General features: G+C 72.6%; 19 protein-coding genes. 6 read left to right on the top strand and 13 right to left on the bottom strand.

Features of this window, described 5'->3' with window-relative positions; translation table 11 throughout:
• Positions 1–35: 35 nt before the first annotated feature.
• The 7 genes from AB0J69_RS16980 to AB0J69_RS16950 form a co-directional block, all read right to left on the bottom strand.
• A complete protein-coding gene (locus AB0J69_RS16980) occupies positions 36–548 on the bottom strand; it encodes a YbaK/EbsC family protein (RefSeq protein ID WP_364117810.1) in 513 nt (170 codons plus the stop codon).
• 61 nt (positions 549–609) lie between these two features.
• Complete coding sequence (locus tag AB0J69_RS16975) at positions 610–2,163, bottom strand: flavin monoamine oxidase family protein (protein WP_364117808.1); 1,554 nt, start codon at positions 2,161–2,163, stop codon at positions 610–612.
• Positions 2,156–2,998 carry a M55 family metallopeptidase gene (locus tag AB0J69_RS16970; protein ID WP_364117806.1) on the bottom strand — a complete coding sequence of 281 codons (843 nt, stop codon included), beginning with the start codon at positions 2,996–2,998 and terminating at the stop codon, positions 2,156–2,158. The genes AB0J69_RS16975 and AB0J69_RS16970 overlap by 8 nt, the downstream gene beginning before the upstream one ends.
• Before the next feature lie 31 nt (positions 2,999–3,029).
• Complete coding sequence (locus AB0J69_RS16965; RefSeq protein WP_364117804.1) at positions 3,030–4,238, bottom strand: DUF6395 domain-containing protein; 1,209 nt, start codon at positions 4,236–4,238, stop codon at positions 3,030–3,032.
• Positions 4,229–4,591 carry a hypothetical protein gene (locus tag AB0J69_RS16960; RefSeq protein WP_364117803.1) on the bottom strand — a complete coding sequence of 121 codons (363 nt, stop codon included), beginning with the start codon at positions 4,589–4,591 and terminating at the stop codon, positions 4,229–4,231. The genes AB0J69_RS16965 and AB0J69_RS16960 overlap by 10 nt, the downstream gene beginning before the upstream one ends.
• 99 nt (positions 4,592–4,690) lie before the next feature.
• Positions 4,691–5,464, bottom strand: coding sequence for an enoyl-CoA hydratase-related protein (locus AB0J69_RS16955; protein ID WP_364117801.1), 774 nt, complete (start codon positions 5,462–5,464; stop codon positions 4,691–4,693).
• Positions 5,465–5,497: 33 nt separating this feature from the next.
• Positions 5,498–6,154, bottom strand: a complete 657-nt coding sequence (locus AB0J69_RS16950; RefSeq protein ID WP_364117800.1) for an endonuclease — start codon at positions 6,152–6,154, stop codon at positions 5,498–5,500.
• Between the two features lie 186 nt (positions 6,155–6,340).
• Between AB0J69_RS16950 and AB0J69_RS16945 the strand changes: the two genes are divergently transcribed.
• The gene (locus tag AB0J69_RS16945; protein ID WP_364117798.1) at positions 6,341–6,625 is read left to right on the top strand and encodes a Fe-S cluster assembly protein HesB; all 285 of its coding nucleotides are present in this window, start codon (positions 6,341–6,343) and stop codon (positions 6,623–6,625) included.
• Between the two features lie 93 nt (positions 6,626–6,718).
• Here AB0J69_RS16945 and AB0J69_RS16940 read toward each other — a convergent pair whose 3' ends face one another.
• Positions 6,719–7,408 (bottom strand): rhodanese-like domain-containing protein, encoded by a 690-nt coding sequence (locus AB0J69_RS16940; protein WP_364117796.1) that lies wholly within the window; start codon positions 7,406–7,408, stop codon positions 6,719–6,721.
• Between the two features lie 82 nt (positions 7,409–7,490).
• Between AB0J69_RS16940 and AB0J69_RS16935 the strand changes: the two genes are divergently transcribed.
• Entirely contained in the window at positions 7,491–9,512 is a 2,022-nt protein-coding gene (locus AB0J69_RS16935) for a CehA/McbA family metallohydrolase (protein WP_364117794.1), read from the top strand.
• A gap of 360 nt (positions 9,513–9,872) precedes the next feature.
• On the opposite strand, the gene AB0J69_RS16930 is transcribed toward AB0J69_RS16935, so the two are convergent.
• Positions 9,873–10,307 (bottom strand): PaaI family thioesterase, encoded by a 435-nt coding sequence (locus AB0J69_RS16930; RefSeq protein WP_364117792.1) that lies wholly within the window; start codon positions 10,305–10,307, stop codon positions 9,873–9,875.
• A gap of 191 nt (positions 10,308–10,498) precedes the next feature.
• Between AB0J69_RS16930 and AB0J69_RS16925 the strand changes: the two genes are divergently transcribed.
• Both AB0J69_RS16925 and AB0J69_RS16920 read left to right on the top strand, forming a co-directional pair.
• A complete protein-coding gene (locus tag AB0J69_RS16925; protein WP_364117790.1) occupies positions 10,499–10,714 on the top strand; it encodes a hypothetical protein in 216 nt (71 codons plus the stop codon).
• 303 nt (positions 10,715–11,017) lie between these two features.
• Positions 11,018–11,674, top strand: coding sequence for a TetR/AcrR family transcriptional regulator (locus AB0J69_RS16920; RefSeq protein ID WP_364117788.1), 657 nt, complete (start codon positions 11,018–11,020; stop codon positions 11,672–11,674).
• Between the two features lie 95 nt (positions 11,675–11,769).
• On the opposite strand, the gene AB0J69_RS16915 is transcribed toward AB0J69_RS16920, so the two are convergent.
• The 4 genes from AB0J69_RS16915 to AB0J69_RS16900 all read right to left on the bottom strand — a co-directional run bounded on the left by AB0J69_RS16915 (position 11,770) and on the right by AB0J69_RS16900 (position 14,472).
• Complete coding sequence (locus AB0J69_RS16915) at positions 11,770–12,054, bottom strand: hypothetical protein (RefSeq protein ID WP_364117786.1); 285 nt, start codon at positions 12,052–12,054, stop codon at positions 11,770–11,772.
• The gene (locus AB0J69_RS16910) at positions 12,051–12,716 is read right to left on the bottom strand and encodes an HNH endonuclease family protein (protein ID WP_364117785.1); all 666 of its coding nucleotides are present in this window, start codon (positions 12,714–12,716) and stop codon (positions 12,051–12,053) included. Before AB0J69_RS16910 ends, AB0J69_RS16915 begins: the two co-directional genes overlap by 4 nt.
• Before the next feature lie 74 nt (positions 12,717–12,790).
• A complete protein-coding gene (locus AB0J69_RS16905) occupies positions 12,791–13,669 on the bottom strand; it encodes a 2-hydroxy-3-oxopropionate reductase (RefSeq protein WP_364117783.1) in 879 nt (292 codons plus the stop codon).
• Positions 13,666–14,472 (bottom strand): TIM barrel protein, encoded by an 807-nt coding sequence (locus AB0J69_RS16900; RefSeq protein ID WP_364117781.1) that lies wholly within the window; start codon positions 14,470–14,472, stop codon positions 13,666–13,668. Before AB0J69_RS16900 ends, AB0J69_RS16905 begins: the two co-directional genes overlap by 4 nt.
• A gap of 162 nt (positions 14,473–14,634) precedes the next feature.
• Between AB0J69_RS16900 and AB0J69_RS16895 the strand changes: the two genes are divergently transcribed.
• Both AB0J69_RS16895 and AB0J69_RS16890 read left to right on the top strand, forming a co-directional pair.
• Positions 14,635–15,390 carry a hypothetical protein gene (locus AB0J69_RS16895; RefSeq protein ID WP_364117779.1) on the top strand — a complete coding sequence of 252 codons (756 nt, stop codon included), beginning with the start codon at positions 14,635–14,637 and terminating at the stop codon, positions 15,388–15,390.
• A complete protein-coding gene (locus AB0J69_RS16890) occupies positions 15,383–16,525 on the top strand; it encodes an XRE family transcriptional regulator (RefSeq protein ID WP_364117777.1) in 1,143 nt (380 codons plus the stop codon). The genes AB0J69_RS16895 and AB0J69_RS16890 overlap by 8 nt, the downstream gene beginning before the upstream one ends.
• Positions 16,526–16,531 lie beyond the last annotated feature (6 nt).

Below are 16,531 nucleotides of genomic sequence, written 5' to 3'. Positions count from 1 at the left end.
CCATCCAACGGTCTCGAATCGGCTTCAGTTTTGCGTCATCCGGCCAAGGAGAGGACCTCGGCCCTCTTCAGCCCGGCCAGCGTGGCACCGGAGACGGCGAGCTTCGACCTGCGCAGGCCACTTCCGATCACCACCCTCGGGTGCTCCGCGACGTGCGTGTCCACCAGGACCGGCCACTCCTCGGGCAGGCCGAGGGGCGTGATGCCGCCGTATTCCATGCCGGTGAGCTCGACCGCGTCGGCCATCGGCGCGAAACTGGCCTTGCGGGCGTCGAGGTGTTTGCGTATCACGCCGTTCACGTCCACTCGCATCGTCGCGAGCACCATGCACGCCGCGTAGCGCGTCTCGCCGCCCCGTTTGGCCGCCACGACGACGCAGTTGGCCGACTCGTCGAGAGTCACGCCGTACTTCTCGCAGAACGCCGCCGTATCGGCCAGATCCGGGTCGATCTCGGCCACCTCGACGCCCTCCAGGTTCGGTACGGCACGGGCCACCGGATCGGCCAGCAGGTCGATCCGTTCGGTCGCGGGCACCCAGTGCAACGTCATCCCATCTCCTCGATCGCTTCTCCCACGAGCCTAATTGCCGTCATGGGAGCAGCGGGCGACGTCACGGAGACTGCAACACTCGCTGATGCAGCTGGGTGACGGCGCCGCGGGCGGACTCCATGGCCCCCGCCTGCCAGGCGATCAGATGGGTGAGCCAGTCGCCCGCGAAGTACACCCTTCCGGCGGGGCGTTGCAGAAGAGTGAAGGACGAATCAAAGGACGGCCAGCGCACCCATGCCCCCTGGATGTGCTCCTGGCGTTCCCAGGCGATGGAGGTGCTGGACAGGAGGTTCTGGCGGTACTTCTCGCCGTGGATCTTCTTGCCCTGGGTGAGCGCCCGGCGCCTCCTGTCCTCCGGGGTGAGGGCCGCGTACAGCTCGGCGTCGCGCTCGGTGTTGTAGTAGCCGACGAGGAGGCCGCGCTCGGAGTGGTAGCCGTGGGAGGGGTACCAGATGTGGGTGATGTCGAGGTCGGTCTCGGTGATGCCGCCGTAGATGCGGTCCTCCAGCTCCCACCAGCGGCGGCCGTACTCTAAGCCGATCTTGCCGGCGGCCGCCGGGACCGGGGTGGCCAGGGCTGCGGTGACCGGGGCGCCGAGGTTGTGCGGGATCCTGGCGAGGAGGTGGGGCGGGAGGGTGGCGATGCAGTAGTCGGCCTTGACTGTCCCGCCGGTGTAGGCGACCTCGACGCCGTCGGCCAGTGTGGTGATCTTGGTGACCTTGGCGCCGGTCCTGATCCGGTCCTGGCCGACGGCCTCCTGGAGCTTGGCGACGATCGCGTCCATGCCGCCGACCGGCTGGAACATGGGGGTGGCCTGCTCGTAGCCGAAGTCGTTGGTGATGGCGCGGCCGGTGCCGGCGGCGAGGATCTGGTGGAGGGAGCCGGGGGCGGGGACGGGGATGCCGGTGTCGATGGCCGGAAATTTCGTGAAACCGCGCCTCGGGGAGCCCTCGTACTCGAGCTTCGGGCCGAGGTCGCCGAACCGCCGCAGGAACTCCAGGAGCCGGTCCTGGTCGTCCTCGGTGATGGCCTTGTCCAGGGCTCCGAGGTTCGTGGCCTTGGCCAGGAGTTCGGCGACGTAGCCGTACATGTCGGCTCGGGCCGTCCTGGCCCTGACCGTCTGGCCGTTGGTGTGGACGTAGGCGGCGGCGTTGTTGTTGATGAAGGTCTCGATGGGGACGCCCAGCTCGCGGCAGTAGTCGAGGGTCACCATCCACGGGGCGATCCGGCCCGGGCCCGCGTTGAAGTAGACGCCCTCGCCGAACGTCACGTCCTGGGCGGGGCCGTTCAGCTCGGTCAGGCGGTCGCCGCCGCGCAGCGTGAGGTTCCGGCCGCCCGCCTTCTGCCTGGCCTCGAGCAGCGTGCAGTCGTAGCCGGCCTTGCCCAGCTCGTACGCGGCCGTCAGCCCGGCCACGCCCGCGCCGAGGATCACCACCTTGGCCGTGCCCTTGCCGCGCAGCGTGAAGTCGCCTGGCCGCGGGGGTGTGAACTCCTTGTCCTGATCGGCGGGGGCCAGGCCGAGCGCGCCCATGGCGGCGTACATCGCGCCCGCACCGCCGGCCGCGCCGATCCCGACGAGCAGCCCCCGCCGGGTCAGGGTCGCCCGGTCAGCCATAGGGGCCGCTGCCGCACGCCACCTGGCCGCCGATCGTGGCGAAGATGCCGAACAGGGCCATGATCTGGGTGAAGTCGTCCGTCGTGAACTCCGTGTGGCGCGATCCCGCCGACTTCACGCCGGGAACCAGCGACACGGCGGCGGCGATGGCGGTGGAGTTCCACTCCACCCCCAGCGTGTACGGCGCCGGCACCACGTAGGGCGTGAAGTCGGTCAACCGGCCGAGCCCTCGCTGCATGGCCTCACGGATGCGGGCCTGGGCCACGATCGGCGGCAGCAGCTCGGCCGAGAACTTGTCGATGCCCTTCTTGACCGCCACCGTCTCCACGTCCCCGAGCAACTCCCGGGCCTCGTCGCCGACGGCCTCGTCCCCGGTGACCACCACGACCGGCACCCCGTGGAACCCGGCGCACGCGGCGACGAGCCGGGTCTCGCCGCACAGCTCGCCGTTGAGGTAGACGTTCTGGATCTCCTTGCCCATCCAGGTGTGGTTGAGCACGCCGTGCGGCACGCCGGCGCGGGCGTGGTAGCCGACGAAGCACGCCGCCTGGAACGACCCGTCGAGCCCCTGGGCCATCCGCTGCGCCTTGCCGGGGCCCCTGATCAGGCTCGCCCGGGGGTCCAGCAGGTCGATCCGGAGGTTCTTGGTGGACCCGTGGGCGTCGTTGACCAGCACGCCGCTCGCCCCGGCCGCGAACGCGCCCTCGATCGCGGCGTTGGCGTCGGCGGTCATCAGCTCGCAGCCGCGCTCGTAACCCCGCTTGCCGGCGTGCATCTCCTCGGGGTCCGTCAGCCCCGTCACGCCCTCCATGTCCACCGACAGATAGACCTTCACGCCGCCACTCCATTCCTCGCCCGTCGGCAGATCAGGCGCCCCACGACTCCACCTTGCGCACCTCGTCCCCGGTCATCAGCCCGACGTTCGCCTCGACGAACGCGCGCGCCTCGGCCCGCCACCGCTCGGGGATCTCCTCCAGGGCCGGCGGGTAACAGTGTTCCAGCCAGCTCGTCGACTCCTCCGTGACGTCGAAGTAGTCGAGCACCGGGGCGAACAGCGTGTTCTCGATCCCCGGGACGCGCGCCAGCCCGTACTGGATCATCTCCTGGCCCCCGTACGGCGGCTTCTTGAGGTATTTGCGGGCCACGGCGCGGTCGGCGGTGATCGGGGTGTCGAGCGGGCGGCGCTCCACGGCCGCCTGGATGAGCTCCTTGTACAGGCACTTGCCGCAGTTGCGGCACGGGCCGTCGGTGCCGCGCAGGCACCAGCGGACCTGCTCCTTCAGGGGCGAGCTCAGGGCCAGGCGCATGGTGACCGCCTCGCTCACCCCGCCGACGGGCAGCACGATGTGCACGCCGGCGGCCGCGAACAGGCGGCCCCACCTGCCGTGCGGCGACCACATCGGGTTGTCGGGGGTGAAGCGCCACAGGTAGCGGCCGCCGCCCAGCCAGCGGGAGCCCAGCTCGTAGCCGAAGCCCAGGCCGCCCAGGTCGAGCTGGTCGGCGAGGAGCAGCGCGCCCGCGGCCACCGCGTGGTGCTCGGGGTAGCCGGGGCGGGGCTCGGCGAGCGTGTACTCCAGGTCGGAGGTGACCGTGCTCAGCTCGCGGCCGGTCTTGGCGGCCAGCTTGGCCAGGACGTCGGAGCGGTAGTGGGGCCAGCGGTTGGGCACGCGCGGGTGGGCGACCCGGCGGAAGTGCACGAACGGGGCCTCGGGGAAGATCGTGGCCGCCGCCACCGAGTCCGCCCCGCCGCTGTACGAGATCGCGAGCCTGGCTCCGGGCCGTCGCGGCTCGGCCCCCACCGGGCCGGCGTCGACGCCCCAGCCCGCGTGCAGTGCCTGGGCCACCTCCGCCGAGATGGCCCGGTCGAACGTGATCCGCTTCCTGGTCCACGGGGCCACGACCGTCCAGGCGGCCACGGCGTACAGGTCGGGGTGGGCGTCGCCCGGAACCCCGCCGACGGAGCAGGAGTTGATCGCCAGCTTGATCGGGTGCTCGTCGGACGCCTTGCCGGTGATCCCGTCCTCCGGGTCGAGGCGGAAGGCCAGGTTCGCGCCGCCGGTCCAGGTCACGCGCACGGCTGCTCCTCGGGACGGCCCGGCTCGCCGCGACCGGCGCGCAGCTCGTCGATGGCCTGCCAGACCAGGACCTCGTTCTGCAGGACCCCGTCCAGGGCCTTGGCCGTCTCCTGCGCGAGCCGGTGGGTGTCGTCGATCTTCGCCTTGTCGATCACGGGTCCGGGCGCCGGCGGCCGGGCCTTCCGCAGCCGCTCCACCTCGCTCTGCAGGGTCGCCACCTCGCGCCTCAGGGTCTGGACCTCCCAGAGCGCGTCCCTGATGTCCTGGCGGTGGTCGGCGATGGAGATGTAACGGGAGTCGAACCACGTGCGCACGGCCGTGCGGAGCCGCGCGGGGACCAGGACGCGCATCATGAAACGCCACCATAGTGGCAAACCAACATCGGTAAGGACGAGCCTTACCGAATGTGTTGACTTCTCGTTGCAGGTTGCCGGCGCCGCCCGGACGTGGTCCTACCGGCCGGTGAACTTGGCCTTGGACTTCTCCGCGAACGCCCGCATTCCGATCTTGGCGTCGTCCGTGGCGAACAGGCCGGCGAACTGCAGCCGCTCGATCTCCAGCCCCGTGTCGAGATCGGTCTCCAGGCCCTGGTCCACGGCCTGCTTGGCGGCCCGCAGGGCGACCGTCGGGCCGCCCACGAAGGTGGCCGCCCATTCGAGGGCGGCGGTGTAGACCTGCTCGTCGGGCACCACCCGGTCCACCAGGCCCATCGCGAGGGCCTCCGGGGCGGGGACGTGGCGGCCGGTGAAGATGAGGTCCTTGGCGCGGGCCGGGCCGATCAGGCGGGGCAGCCGCTGGGTGCCGCCCGCGCCGGGGATGAGGCCGAGCAGGATCTCCGGCTGCCCCAGCTTGGCCGACTCCCCCGCGACCCTGAAGTCGGCGCAGAGGGCGAGCTCGCAGCCGCCGCCCAGGGCGTAGCCGGTGATGGCGGCGATGACGGGCTTGCCGATGCGGGCGATCGCGGCGAAGCAGTCCTGGAGGGTGCGGGAGTGGGCGGACATGTCGGCGTACGACATGTCGGCCATCTCCTTGATGTCCACGCCGGCGGCGAACACCCGCTCCCCGCCGTACAGGATCACCGCCTGCACCTGCGGATCCGCGTCCACTATGGCGCCGGCCTCGGCGATCTCCAGCTGTACCTGCCCGTTGAGGGCGTTCATCTTCGGACGGTCAAGACGGATCGTGGCAATCTGGTCGGCCACCTCGACGCTCACAAACTCACCCATGTGCCCGAACCTAACAGCCCGTCCGTTTCATGGTCAGCGCGCCGCAGCCGACTTGACCTCGTCCACGGATTTCTTGCTGCGCGAGACCCGGACGAGAGCGGCGGACAGGCGTGCCAGCTCGTCGCCGGAGTGGGTCAGCTTCGCCAGCGGGCCGGCCTGGCGCGGCAGCCCGAGCTTGCCCGCGCCGTCCAGCACCCGCTTGTCCAGGTGCGGCGCGACCTGCGGCCAGACGGCCTGGACCTCGCGCAGGAAGATGTCGGCCCCCGTCGGCCCGATGCCCGGGAACTCCATCAGCAGCGACGCGATCCGCCGGTCGTCGCCCTTGGCCTCGTCGCGCAGGCGGCGCAGGTCGCCCTTCCACCGGTCGATGAGCAGGTCGGCGCCGTCGCCGAGCATCGTGGCGGTGCGCTCGTCGTAGCGGCGGTAGTGGCCGCGGCCCAGCGCGTCCACCCGGTCCTGCCAGCTCGCCTCGCGCATGCCCTTGGGCGTGGCGTACCCGGCGGCGAACAGCTCCCTGGCCGCGGCGACGGCGACCTCCGCCGAGATGCGCGCGCTGAGCAGGGTGGCCAGGACGAGCAGCTGGTAGAGCGGTTTCGGCTGGTCGGACAGCTTGATGCCCGCCTCGCGGGCGAATGTGCGGCCGTAGCGGTCGAGCAGGGCGTCCAGTACGGCTCCCTCGGTCTTACCCATGCCGCCTCCGCTACCCGGGAGTCATCCCGGCATTCCGGCCGATGATCGGGCCGATGATCGGGCCGATGATCGGGCCAGTGATCGGGCCAGCGGTCGGGCCAGCGGTCGGGCCAGCGGTCGGGCAGGTGTTTGGGCCATGAGGCCGGGGGGAGGCGGAGGGTTCCGAACAGGACAAAGGAGCAGGTCGTGCTGACATTGACCGACAACGCCGTCGTCGCCATCCGTGACCTCATGGTCGGTGAGGACGTACCCGCCGACGCGGGGCTGCGCATCGCCCCGAAGGCGGACGAGGCCGGGACTCTGGAGGTCTCCCTGGCGAGCACGCCGCAGGCGGGAGACCAGGTGGTCGAGAAGGAGGACGTGCGCGTGTTCGTCGCCGAGGACGCGGTGCCGATCCTCGACGACAAGTCGCTGGACGCCCAGCCGGGCAGCCCTGGGCACCCGATGTTCCGGCTCGACCGGCGAGGCTGAGCGCGCCTGCCGGCCGTTCCGTCCCGATCGGGACCGGGCCTGAGCGTGCTCGCCACGCTGACGTCCCCGATCGGGACCGGGCCTGAGCGGGCCTCAGCCCCGGTCGGACTCGTTCTCGGGCGGGCGGGAGTCGCCGAGGCCGAACACACCCACCAGCGTCCCGTCCGCCTGGGTCACCACGACGTGGTCCACCTTCGCCCGGTCCATGCGCTGGACCAGCGGTTCGAGCTCCTCGCTCGGGCGTACGGTGGTGGTGCCGAGCCGCATGGCGCTCTCGGCGGTGTCGTCGAGGTCGGCGCCCTTGAGCTCGCGCGAGCCGATGATCCCCTGGACGACGTCGTCCTCGTCCACCACGACGGCCAGCCCGGCCGGGTCGGCGATGATGCGCTCGGTGAGCGAGCCCAGCGGGTCGTCCAGCACGGCGGTCACCGGGTCGCGGCGCACGTTCTGGGACACCAGGGCGGCGTGGCCGTCGTACGGCAGGTCGGCGGACAGCCAGTCCATCTTGCCCACGCCGTAGTCGTACACCTCGCCGAACCCCAGCCGTTCGAGGCGGTGGGCGGCGCGCGGGCTCAGGTCGCAGAGCCAGTCGTGGCAGTAGACGATGACCGGGCGCTCCCGGTCCAGCGTGCCGGCGGACTGGTCGAGGCCGCGCAACGGCAGGTTGATCGCCTGTGGCAGGTGTGCCCAGGCGTATTCACGCTCGGGCAGCACCTCGACGAGCTGCGCGTCGCGGGTGGCGAGCAGGTCCTGTACGGCTTCGCGATCGATGATGTGCGTCATGACCTCCCCGTACCCCGAGATGGGGGACGCAGCGGACGATTCGTGTCACGATGACGGCGCGTCCAATTCCAGGGAGTGTCCGATGTGTGACGATCCGCTGCTTCCCGCGCCCGTGGCCGCCGCGCTGGCCGAGTACCGCGCGTTGCGTGACGCGCACGACGCCCGCTGGGGTGAGCCGCCCCTGTCGTACGTCGTCCAGGCCTGGGCCACCGTCTTCCTGTCCGGCCACCACGGTTACTGGGCCACTGCCCTGCGTCAGGTCGCCGAGTCCCACCCCGACCTGCCCGCGGCCGAGCTCGAGGACCACCTCGGCGAGGTGGATCCCGATCGGGTCGTGCGCGACGCGCTCGGCGGCGACGTGCCGGACAACCTGCCCGCGCTGCGGCTCACCCCCGAGGGGTGCGCCCTGGAGGCCGCCACGCGGGTGGTGCTGGGCGACGGCCCGTTCCGTACGGCGTTGCTGCTGGATTCGAGCCGGGACGAGCCGGTGACGGTGGTCGTGGACGGCACGCCGTACGTGGTGGCGCCGCGCGGGGCCAAGGTCGTCGAGGTGGCCGAGTCCGTCCTGGTGGGCGGGGAGCCGGTCGATCTGTCCCCGCTGAGCAGGCGGGCCCCGGCGGCCACGGTCCGGGTGCGGGCCGGGTTCCCGTGCCGGTGGAGCGTCACGGGCGCCAACGGGCAGGGCTGGTACCCGGAGGACGCGCCGCCGAAGATCGACGGGCTCCGGCGGCCGTACTTCCACGGGGACGACCTCGTGGTCGCCGTACCCGCGGAGCCGGTCACCGTGGCCGTGACCAGGGGAATGGAGTACACCTTCGCCGAGGTGACCGTGACCCCGGAGGCCGGTGCCGAGACGCTGGTCGAGCTGGCGCCCGAGCGGCTCTACGACGCGGCCGCCCGCGGCTGGTACGGCGGCGACCTGCACGTCCACCTCAACTGGATGGGCGAGGAGCCGGCCGCGCCCGCCCTGGCCGCCGCCGCGCAGCACGGCGAGGACCTGCACGTGCTCAACCTGGTGGCGGGCAACGTGGCGAGCGAGCGCGTCTACGACGTGGAGGCGCTGAGGCACTGGGCGGGCAAGGACCTGCCGTGGTCCGACGACCGGCACCTGGCCAGGCTCGGCGTCGAATATCGCAACGACCTGATCGGGCACCTGACCGCGTTCGGGCTGCGCGAGCCGCCGCGGCGCTACCACACGGGCTTCCAGGGGACGGCGGACTGGCCGCCCAACTCCGTGGCGCTGGAGGAGTTGCGGGCGCTGGGCGGGATCACCGGTTACGGGCATCCGTTCCACACGCCGTTCGGCGACGACGACCCGCCGGACGTGGTGCTCGACCGCGGGCGCTCGTGCTCGGCCAGGGAGATCGTGGCCGACGCCGCGCTGGGCCTGATCGACACCCTCGACGTGCTCAACCACTCCTCCATCGCGGCCACCGCCGCCGTCTACCGCCGCCTGATCGGCGCCGGGAACCGGCTCGCCGTCACCGCCGGGACCGACGCCGTGCTGTCGTTCTGCCGCCGCGGCACCGCCTCCGGCCCGCCCGGCTGGGAGCGGGTGTACGCGAACGTCGCGGGCCCGCTGACGGCCGAGTCCTACGCCGAGGCGATCCTGCTCGGGCGCACGTTCGCCACCACCGGGCCGTGGCTGGAGCTCACGGTCAACGGGTACGGGCCGGGCGACACGCTGGAGCTGGCCCCGGGGCAGCGGGTGGAGATCGTCGTCTCCTCGATCGGGCCGGAGGTGGAGTCGCTGGAGATCCGCACCGCGGACGGCGTCCTGGCGCAGGGGCCTCCCGGGCGGCTGGTGGCCACGACTGTGGCGGGCGAGCCGACGTACGTGGTGGCCGTGGCCACCGGCGGGCCGCACCCGCGCACCATGCACCGCGGCGCCTACGCCCACACCAGCCCGGTGTACGTGAACGTCGCCGGCGGGCACGTGGCCAGGCAGGCGGACGTGCGGTGGTGCCTGGCGTGGCTGGACCGGCTGGAGGTGGTGCTGCGGGAGTTCGGCACGTTCGAGACGGGCGAGCAGCTCGGCGACCACCTCGACCTGTACGAGCGGGCCAGGAAGGTCTACCGGGGGCGCCTGACGTCCTGGTCATGAGGTGAGGCCGGCCCTCGTGCCGGGCGCGGTCTTACCCGGGCGGCGGCTGCCGCCCGGGCCGGCCGCGTCGCTGGCGGTGCCGGTGGGGGTGCTCGCGGGGCTGGTGCAGGTGCTCGGGCTGCTGCGCTGGCCGTACGCCGTGCCCGCCCTCGCGCACGCGGCCGACCCGCGCGCGGCCGAGACGACGTTCGCCGCCCTGCACGGCTATCTCGGCACGGGGGTCGGCGAGACGCTCGGCTATCTGCTCACCGCCGCCTGGACGGTGCTCGTGCTGTCGGCGCTCTCGTGGCGGCCGCGCTGGTTCGGGGTGCCGCTTGATTGTTCCCCGCCCGCGCTACTTGATCGCCCTCCCTCCCGCGCTCAGCCCTGCTTGATCGGCTGGATGTGTGCCGTCGCGGTCGCCACGGCCACCGGCTCGCCGTCGGGTCCGAGCAGCTCGCCGGACATGAAGCACACCTGGCGGCCCCGGCGCACGACCCGGCCCCGGCCCACGAGCCTGCCGGGACGGGCCGGGCGCAGGAACTGGACGTGCAGGTCGAGCGTCGGCGCGAACTGGCCCGGCGGCAGCGTGGCGACCAGCGCCGGGCCGAGCGTGTCGTCGAGCATCGCGGCCAGGAACCCGCCCTGGATCGCGCCGACGGGGTTGGTGAAGCTCTCGCCCGCCTCGAAGGCCACCTCGATCGTCCCCCGGTCGGGGTCGATGCCGAGCAACTCCCAGCCCAGCGTCGTGGCGGCCGGGGGCTGCGGGGCCCTTCCGGCGAGCACGTCCCAGAACGGGCCTTGTCGTGTTTCCATGAGGGCGATTCAACGCCACGCCACCGACAAACCCGGGCCGTGCTCCCAGGCCGGCAGGTGCACGTCGGGTGGCAGCAGCTCCACCGGGCCCATCGCGAGGCCTCGGTGGCGGGGGGCATGGGAGTCGGCGAAGACGGGGGCCGTGGCGCGGGCCGGTCAGGCGACCGCCAGCCGATCCGCGCGAGGCCCCGGTGCGGACCGGGCGGGACGCCGCCATCGGGCCCGCACTCCCCTCCCTCCCCAGGAACCGCTTCCCCGGCTGGAACGTGCCGTCCTCGATCGCCGCGGCAGCCGTCATGCCGGTGCTCGCCAGCGCCGCCGCCGTCTCCGGGGCGGGCCCGTCCGGTCCGCGGGCCACGGAAGGGGCCGTCGGCCCGGAACGTCGCGCGTTCGGCCGGGGCGCCTGAGGCGACGGCGGGCAGGGCGAAGCGTGCGGCGTACGACGGGGGCGCGCCGAAGCCGAACAACCCACGGCGTACGTCGTGATGCCGGGGCCGAGCCCGGCACGTACGGGAAGGCGGTCGCGAACGCGTGCCTGACAGGTCGCGGCAGGTCTTCGGCGCTGAAATTCCCGGACGGTCCGTACGCCCGCGTGACCAGGGTTTTCGTGTCGATCACACTTCCGCCCATCCAGAACAGGAGAAAAATCCTCCGCTTTCTGACGTTAGGCTGCAGCGAGAAGTGAAGTCAAGCGAGAGGCGGCTGACCGCATGGGCGCGCCGGGCCAACTGAGAGCGGACGCCAGAAGGAATCGGGAGCTGATCGTCGACACGGCCCGGGGGGTGTTCGCCGAGCAGGGCCCCGGCGCGACGATGGACGAGATAGCGCGGCTGGCCGGCGTGGGCGCCGGCACGCTCTACCGGCACTTCCCCGACCGCGACAGCCTGATCCACGCCGTACTCGCCGACGGCCTGGACCGCATGATCGCCCTGGCCGAGGAGGCGCGGGCGGAGGAGACGTGGGCCTGGGACGCGCTCAGCCGGTTCGTGCGCGGCTGCGCTGGACTGCGGCTGGACCTGCTCGTGTCGGTCGCCGGCGCGCAGGTGCACGACGTGGCCGCCACGCCCGAGATCGACGCGGGCCGGACGCGCCTGCTGGAGGCCCTCGACCGGGTCGTGAACGCCGCCCACGCCGAGGGGGCGCTGCGTCCCGACGTCGGAGCGGGAGACGTCATGGGGGTGGTCGGGCTTCTAATCCGTGGCCTGCCCGCGCTGCCCGCCGACCTGGGCGAGGAGCTGCGGGAGCGGGCGGTGCGGCTGGTGCTGGCCGGCATGCGCGCCCATCCGGCGCCGGTGCCGCCCGGCGAGGCGATGACCGCCGAGGAGCTGATCCGGCGCCTCTCGGAGAAGGAGAAGGCCGGGAGCTGAGCTGCGGGGCCCCGGCGACACGGGGTCGCCGGGGCCGTCTTCAGCCGGCCGGGCCGTCCTCGGGCGACCGGGGCCGTCTTCCAGTGCTGGGCCGTTCAGGTGGCCGGGCGGAGGTCGGCGAGGCCGTTGGGCATGCCGCGCTCGACGGCCTGGACGATCTCCTTGTGGAGGTGCGGTCCGGGATCGGCGGCCGGGCCCAGGAGGCTGCCCTCGATCTCGTACCACTCGTCGGCGTCCAGGTACTGGATGCGCACCGTCACCTGATCCCCGGCCACCTCCGTGCGCACGGTCACCTCGCCGGTGATGACGCCGACCTCATCCGTCATCACCCCGCCGGGACCGGCGAGGACGGTGCTCTCGTACGTTTCGGCGCCACTCACGCGCCTCCATCCTCGTGGCAGGTCGACACCATCTCCAGGAGCGCGTCCCGCTCGGCGTCGGTGATGGTGAGCTGGTACCGGGCCTTGATGTCGATCCAGGCCCGGCTGTACGTGCACCAGTAGCTGCGCAGCGGTGGCCGCCACTGGTCGGGGGACTGGTCGCCCTTGGACCGGTTCGAGGCGGCTGAGACCGCGATGAGCTGGGGCCCGTCCAGGTCGTTGGCGAAATGCCTGCGCTGCGCGTCGGTCCAGGCGTTCGCGCCCGAGCGCCACGCCTGGGCCAGCGGCACCATGTGGTCGATGTCGAGGGCGGAGGAGCTGGTGAACTCCTTGCCGTCGTACTCGCTGTACCAGGTGCCCGAGATGGCGCGGCAGCTCTCGTCCTGCTTGACGTCCACGCCGTCGCGGGCGAGCACCGTCTCGCGGGTGTCGCAGGAGTAGCCCTGCCGTGCCCAGTGCGGGAAGCGGGCGCGGCTGTAGCCGGCCATCGAGCGCGGCTCGGCGACGACGAGCTGCTGGAGCTCCGCGTACGCGGCCGGAACAGACAGGGGAGGCGGGAGTTCGGCGGGAGCGGCGCTCGCGCCGGCGGCCGGAACCAGTGCCAGGAAGGCCGCGGTCGCGGCGGTCGCCGCCCGGGAGGGCCATGATCCAAATGAGAACATGGCCAACAACTAACAGCGATGATTACTCTAAGTAGTCACTCTTGTCACTTAGAGTGATGGATCTGGGACTCCTTTTACTCGGCCCCCGAGAGCCGCTCCACACCGCGCAGCAGCGCCGAATGGTCCAGCGCGCCGTCGCCGGTGGCGTTCGCCGAGGCCACGAGCTGGGCCACCAGCGCCGCCAGCGGCAGCACCACGCCGGCCTCGCGGGCCGCCGAGGTGACGATGCCCATGTCCTTGTGGTGCAGGGCGATGCGGAAGCCGGGCTCGAAGGAGTGGGCGACCATGTTGGCGCCCTTCTGCGCCAGCACGGCGGACCCGGCCAGGCCGCCCCCGAGCACCTCCAGCGCCGCCTCCAGGTCCACCCCGTACGCCCGCAGGAACACCACGGCCTCGGCCAGCGCCTCGATGTTGGCGGCGACGATCAGCTGGTTGGCGGCCTTGACCGTCTGGCCCGAGCCGCTCGGCCCGACGTGCACGACGGTCTTTCCGACCGCGTCGAAGATCGGCCTGGCGGCCTCGAAGGCGTCGGCCTCGCCACCCACCATGATCGACAGGGCCGCGTTCCTGGCGCCCGCCTCGCCGCCCGAGACCGGGGCGTCGAGATGGCGCAGGCCCCGCTCCCCTGCCTGCTCGGCCAGCTCGCGCGTGACGTCGGGGCGGATCGAGGAGAAGTCGATGATCAGCGTGCCCGGCGCGGCGTGCGCGAAGACGCCGTCCGCACCGGTCAGCACGTCCTGGACGTCGGCCGAGTCGGGCACCATGAGCGCGACGACCTCCGCGCCGGTCACGGCGTCGGCGATCGACCCCGCCACCCGCCCGCCGGCCTCGGCCAGCGGTGCGGCCTTGGCCGGCGTGCGGTTGTAGCCGGCCACGGCGTGCCCGGCCCTGACCAGGTGCACGGCCATGGGGCTGCCCATGATGCCGAGGCCGATGAAGGCGATGGCGGTCACGTCGATGATCCTTCCGGGTCTGCGGCGCGGTCCTGGCGGGGGAGCCAGGCGAACGCGTCCGGGCCCTCCGAGCGGTATTCGAGGCCGACGTACCCGTCATATCCGGCGGCGCGCACGTCGTCGATCCACCGCCGGAGCGGCAGCTCGCCCTCGCCAGGGGCACCCCTTCCCGGGGCGTCGGCGATCTGGACGTGGGCGATGCGCCCGGCGTACCGCTCGATGGCGGCGGGCACGTCGTCGCCGTTGACGGCCAGGTGGTAGAAGTCGGCGAGCAGGCCCACGTTGGGCACCTCGCCCAGCCGGTCGAGCACGGCGACGGCGTCGGCGGCGGTCAGCAGGGGGTAACGGGGCGCGCCACTGACCGGTTCGAGCAGCACGGTGCCCCGTACGCCCCGCGCGCAGGCCGTCAGCAGCTCCACCGCCTGGTCGTCCTGCTCCTTGGGGTCGGCCCCGTCGATCCGGTTGCCGTAGAGGGCGTTGAACGCGCGGCAGCCGAGCCGCTCGCCGATGGCCGCCACCACCGGGATGTTGTCGAGCAGCTCGCGCGAGCGGCCGGGCCACGACACCAGGCCGCGGTCGCCGGCGGGCATGTCGCCGGCGAAGAAGTTGAGGCCCGTGAGCCGTACGCCCGCGTCCTCGACGGCGCGGACGAACCCCTCCACCTCCCGGTCACCGGGCACCGCCACCGGCCATGGCCACCAGAACTCGACCGCCGTGAACCCGTCGGCCGCCGCCGCGGCCGGCCGCTCCAGCAGCGGCAGGTCCGTGTAGAGGATGGAGCAGTTGACGGTCCACCTGGTCACGCGCGGGCCTCTTCCGATCGTTCGCGCAGGCACCCTGGGCCTGGTCGAGGCGCATTGTCATACAGATGTGCGAGACGGACAAGTCACGGGTGTGTCGCACGGGCATCATGAAGCCGGAGCGGGTCTATGATGTTGGAAAATAAAGCGGCGGGAGGGTCGGGCATGCGGGTGTCCCAGTGGGCTCACGAGACGTTCGGGCAGCGCGTCCCCCTGATCAGGCAGGGCGTCGCGGAGGCGCTGTCGGTCGCGCTGGAAAACGCCCGCGACGCCCAGAAGGTCGCGCAGACCGACCACCTGCACCCGTTCGGGTTCACGCTCATGTCGCGCAAGTTCGAGGCGCTGGCCGAGGCGTTCGGCGACCAGGGCGACGTGCGGATCGTCAAGCCCGGCGGCTCCCAGCACGAGCTGGTGGTGGTGAACGGCAAGCTGCTGTTCCCGTTCCGCTACGCCAAGGACCGCTCGGTGAGCGTGATGAGCGCCCGCATCGGCGACGGGCGGCCGTCGGCGCTGGTGCAGGCGCTGTTCAACCGGTTCGGGCCGGAGCCGCGGATGCGGCAGCTGGCCCTCCACGACGTCGCGCCGCACGCGGTCCCGGTCGCCGAGGCGCTGGGCGACCTGCCCGAGGACACCAGGCTGGTGCTGATCGCCTATGCCTGCAACGCGCACGCCGGGCTGCTGGACGCCTGGTGGGGCGAGGCCGAGTTGCTCGACCGCCTCGGCAGCCTGCGCTGGCACCACTGCGAGGAGATCCCGCTGCTGCAGGAGGCCCACTCGCCCGCCCACGGCGACAGCGCGGCGGCGTTCGACCAGGGCGTCCTGCCCGCGCCCGAGCTCAATCCGCGCACCGGCGCCGCCCGGCTCGCGGCGCCCGTCAGCGAGGCCACCCCGATCAGGCCAGAAGCCGCAAGCGGTGCGTGATTCCCGGCCGGGCGGGCTGACTCCGCAGGCCGTCGCCGACGCCTTCGACGCCACGCGCCTCACCCAGGCCCGCCATCTGGCCGCGCTCACCAAGAAGGAGGTCGCCGAGCACCTCGGCGTCTCCCCCGCGGCGGTCGGGCAGTACGAGGCCGGTGTCACCCGGCCGCGGCCCGACCTGATCCCGCTGCTGTCCGAGGTGCTGTCGGTGCCGATGGCGTTCTTCCTGCCGGGGCGCCCGCACGGCAAGCTCGACGGCTCCATGGCCCATTTCCGCAGCCTGCGCTCCACCCGCGCCTACCAGCGGGCCAAGGCCGTGGCCTTCGTCGAGCAGGTGTGGGAGCTGGCCTACGCCCTGGAGAAGCGGGTCCAGCTCCCCGCCGTCGACCTGCCCGGCTTCGCGGGCGGCGAGATGCACTCGGCGCTGCCGCGCGACCCGGCGGGCGCGGCCCGCGCGCTGCGCGCCCACTGGGGGCTGGGCACCGGCCCGATCAGCCATCTGGTGCGCCGCATGGAGGCGCACGGCATCGTGGTGGCCTTCCCCCGCCACGACCCCGACGCGGTCACCGTCGACGCCTTCTCCACCTCCAGCCTGCCCCGGCCGATCGTGGTGCTGACCCCCAACAGGTTCGACGACATCTACCGCCACCGCTTCACCGCCGCCCACGAGCTGGGCCACCTCGTCCTGCACGGCGACACCGCCGCGGGCGACACCCAGCAGGAGCGCGAGGCCGACGCCTTCGCCGCCGAGTTCCTCACGCCCCGCGACAGCATCCTGCCCCAGCTCCCGCCGCGCGCCGACCTGCGCAGGCTGGCGGAGCTGCGGCAGACCTGGGGGGTGTCGGTCGACTCGTTGCTCTACCGCTGCCGGGAGACGGGGTTGCTGTCCGACTCGGCCGCCGGCCGGGCCTACCAGCGCCTCAACGCGCTGCGTGAGCAGCCCGGCTTCACCAACGAGCCGGTCTCCGGCTATCCGGGCGAGCAACCCGTCCTGCTGGCGCACGCCTTCGAGCTGGCGAGCGGCGGGAGCGGCCTGAGCGCCGCGACGCTGGCCCAGGAGCTGGCCTGGCCCATCGCCCGGGTGCGCGAGCTCATCGGCCTGCCCGACCAGCGGCCCTCCCTGAAGCTCGTCCCCTAGCTCCGT

The organism is Nonomuraea sp. NPDC049709, assembly GCF_040674815.1.
GTDB lineage: Bacteria > Actinomycetota > Actinomycetes > Streptosporangiales > Streptosporangiaceae > Nonomuraea.
Note: the sequence above shows the minus strand (reverse complement) of the source record. Positions and strands in the feature narration are given on the sequence as shown.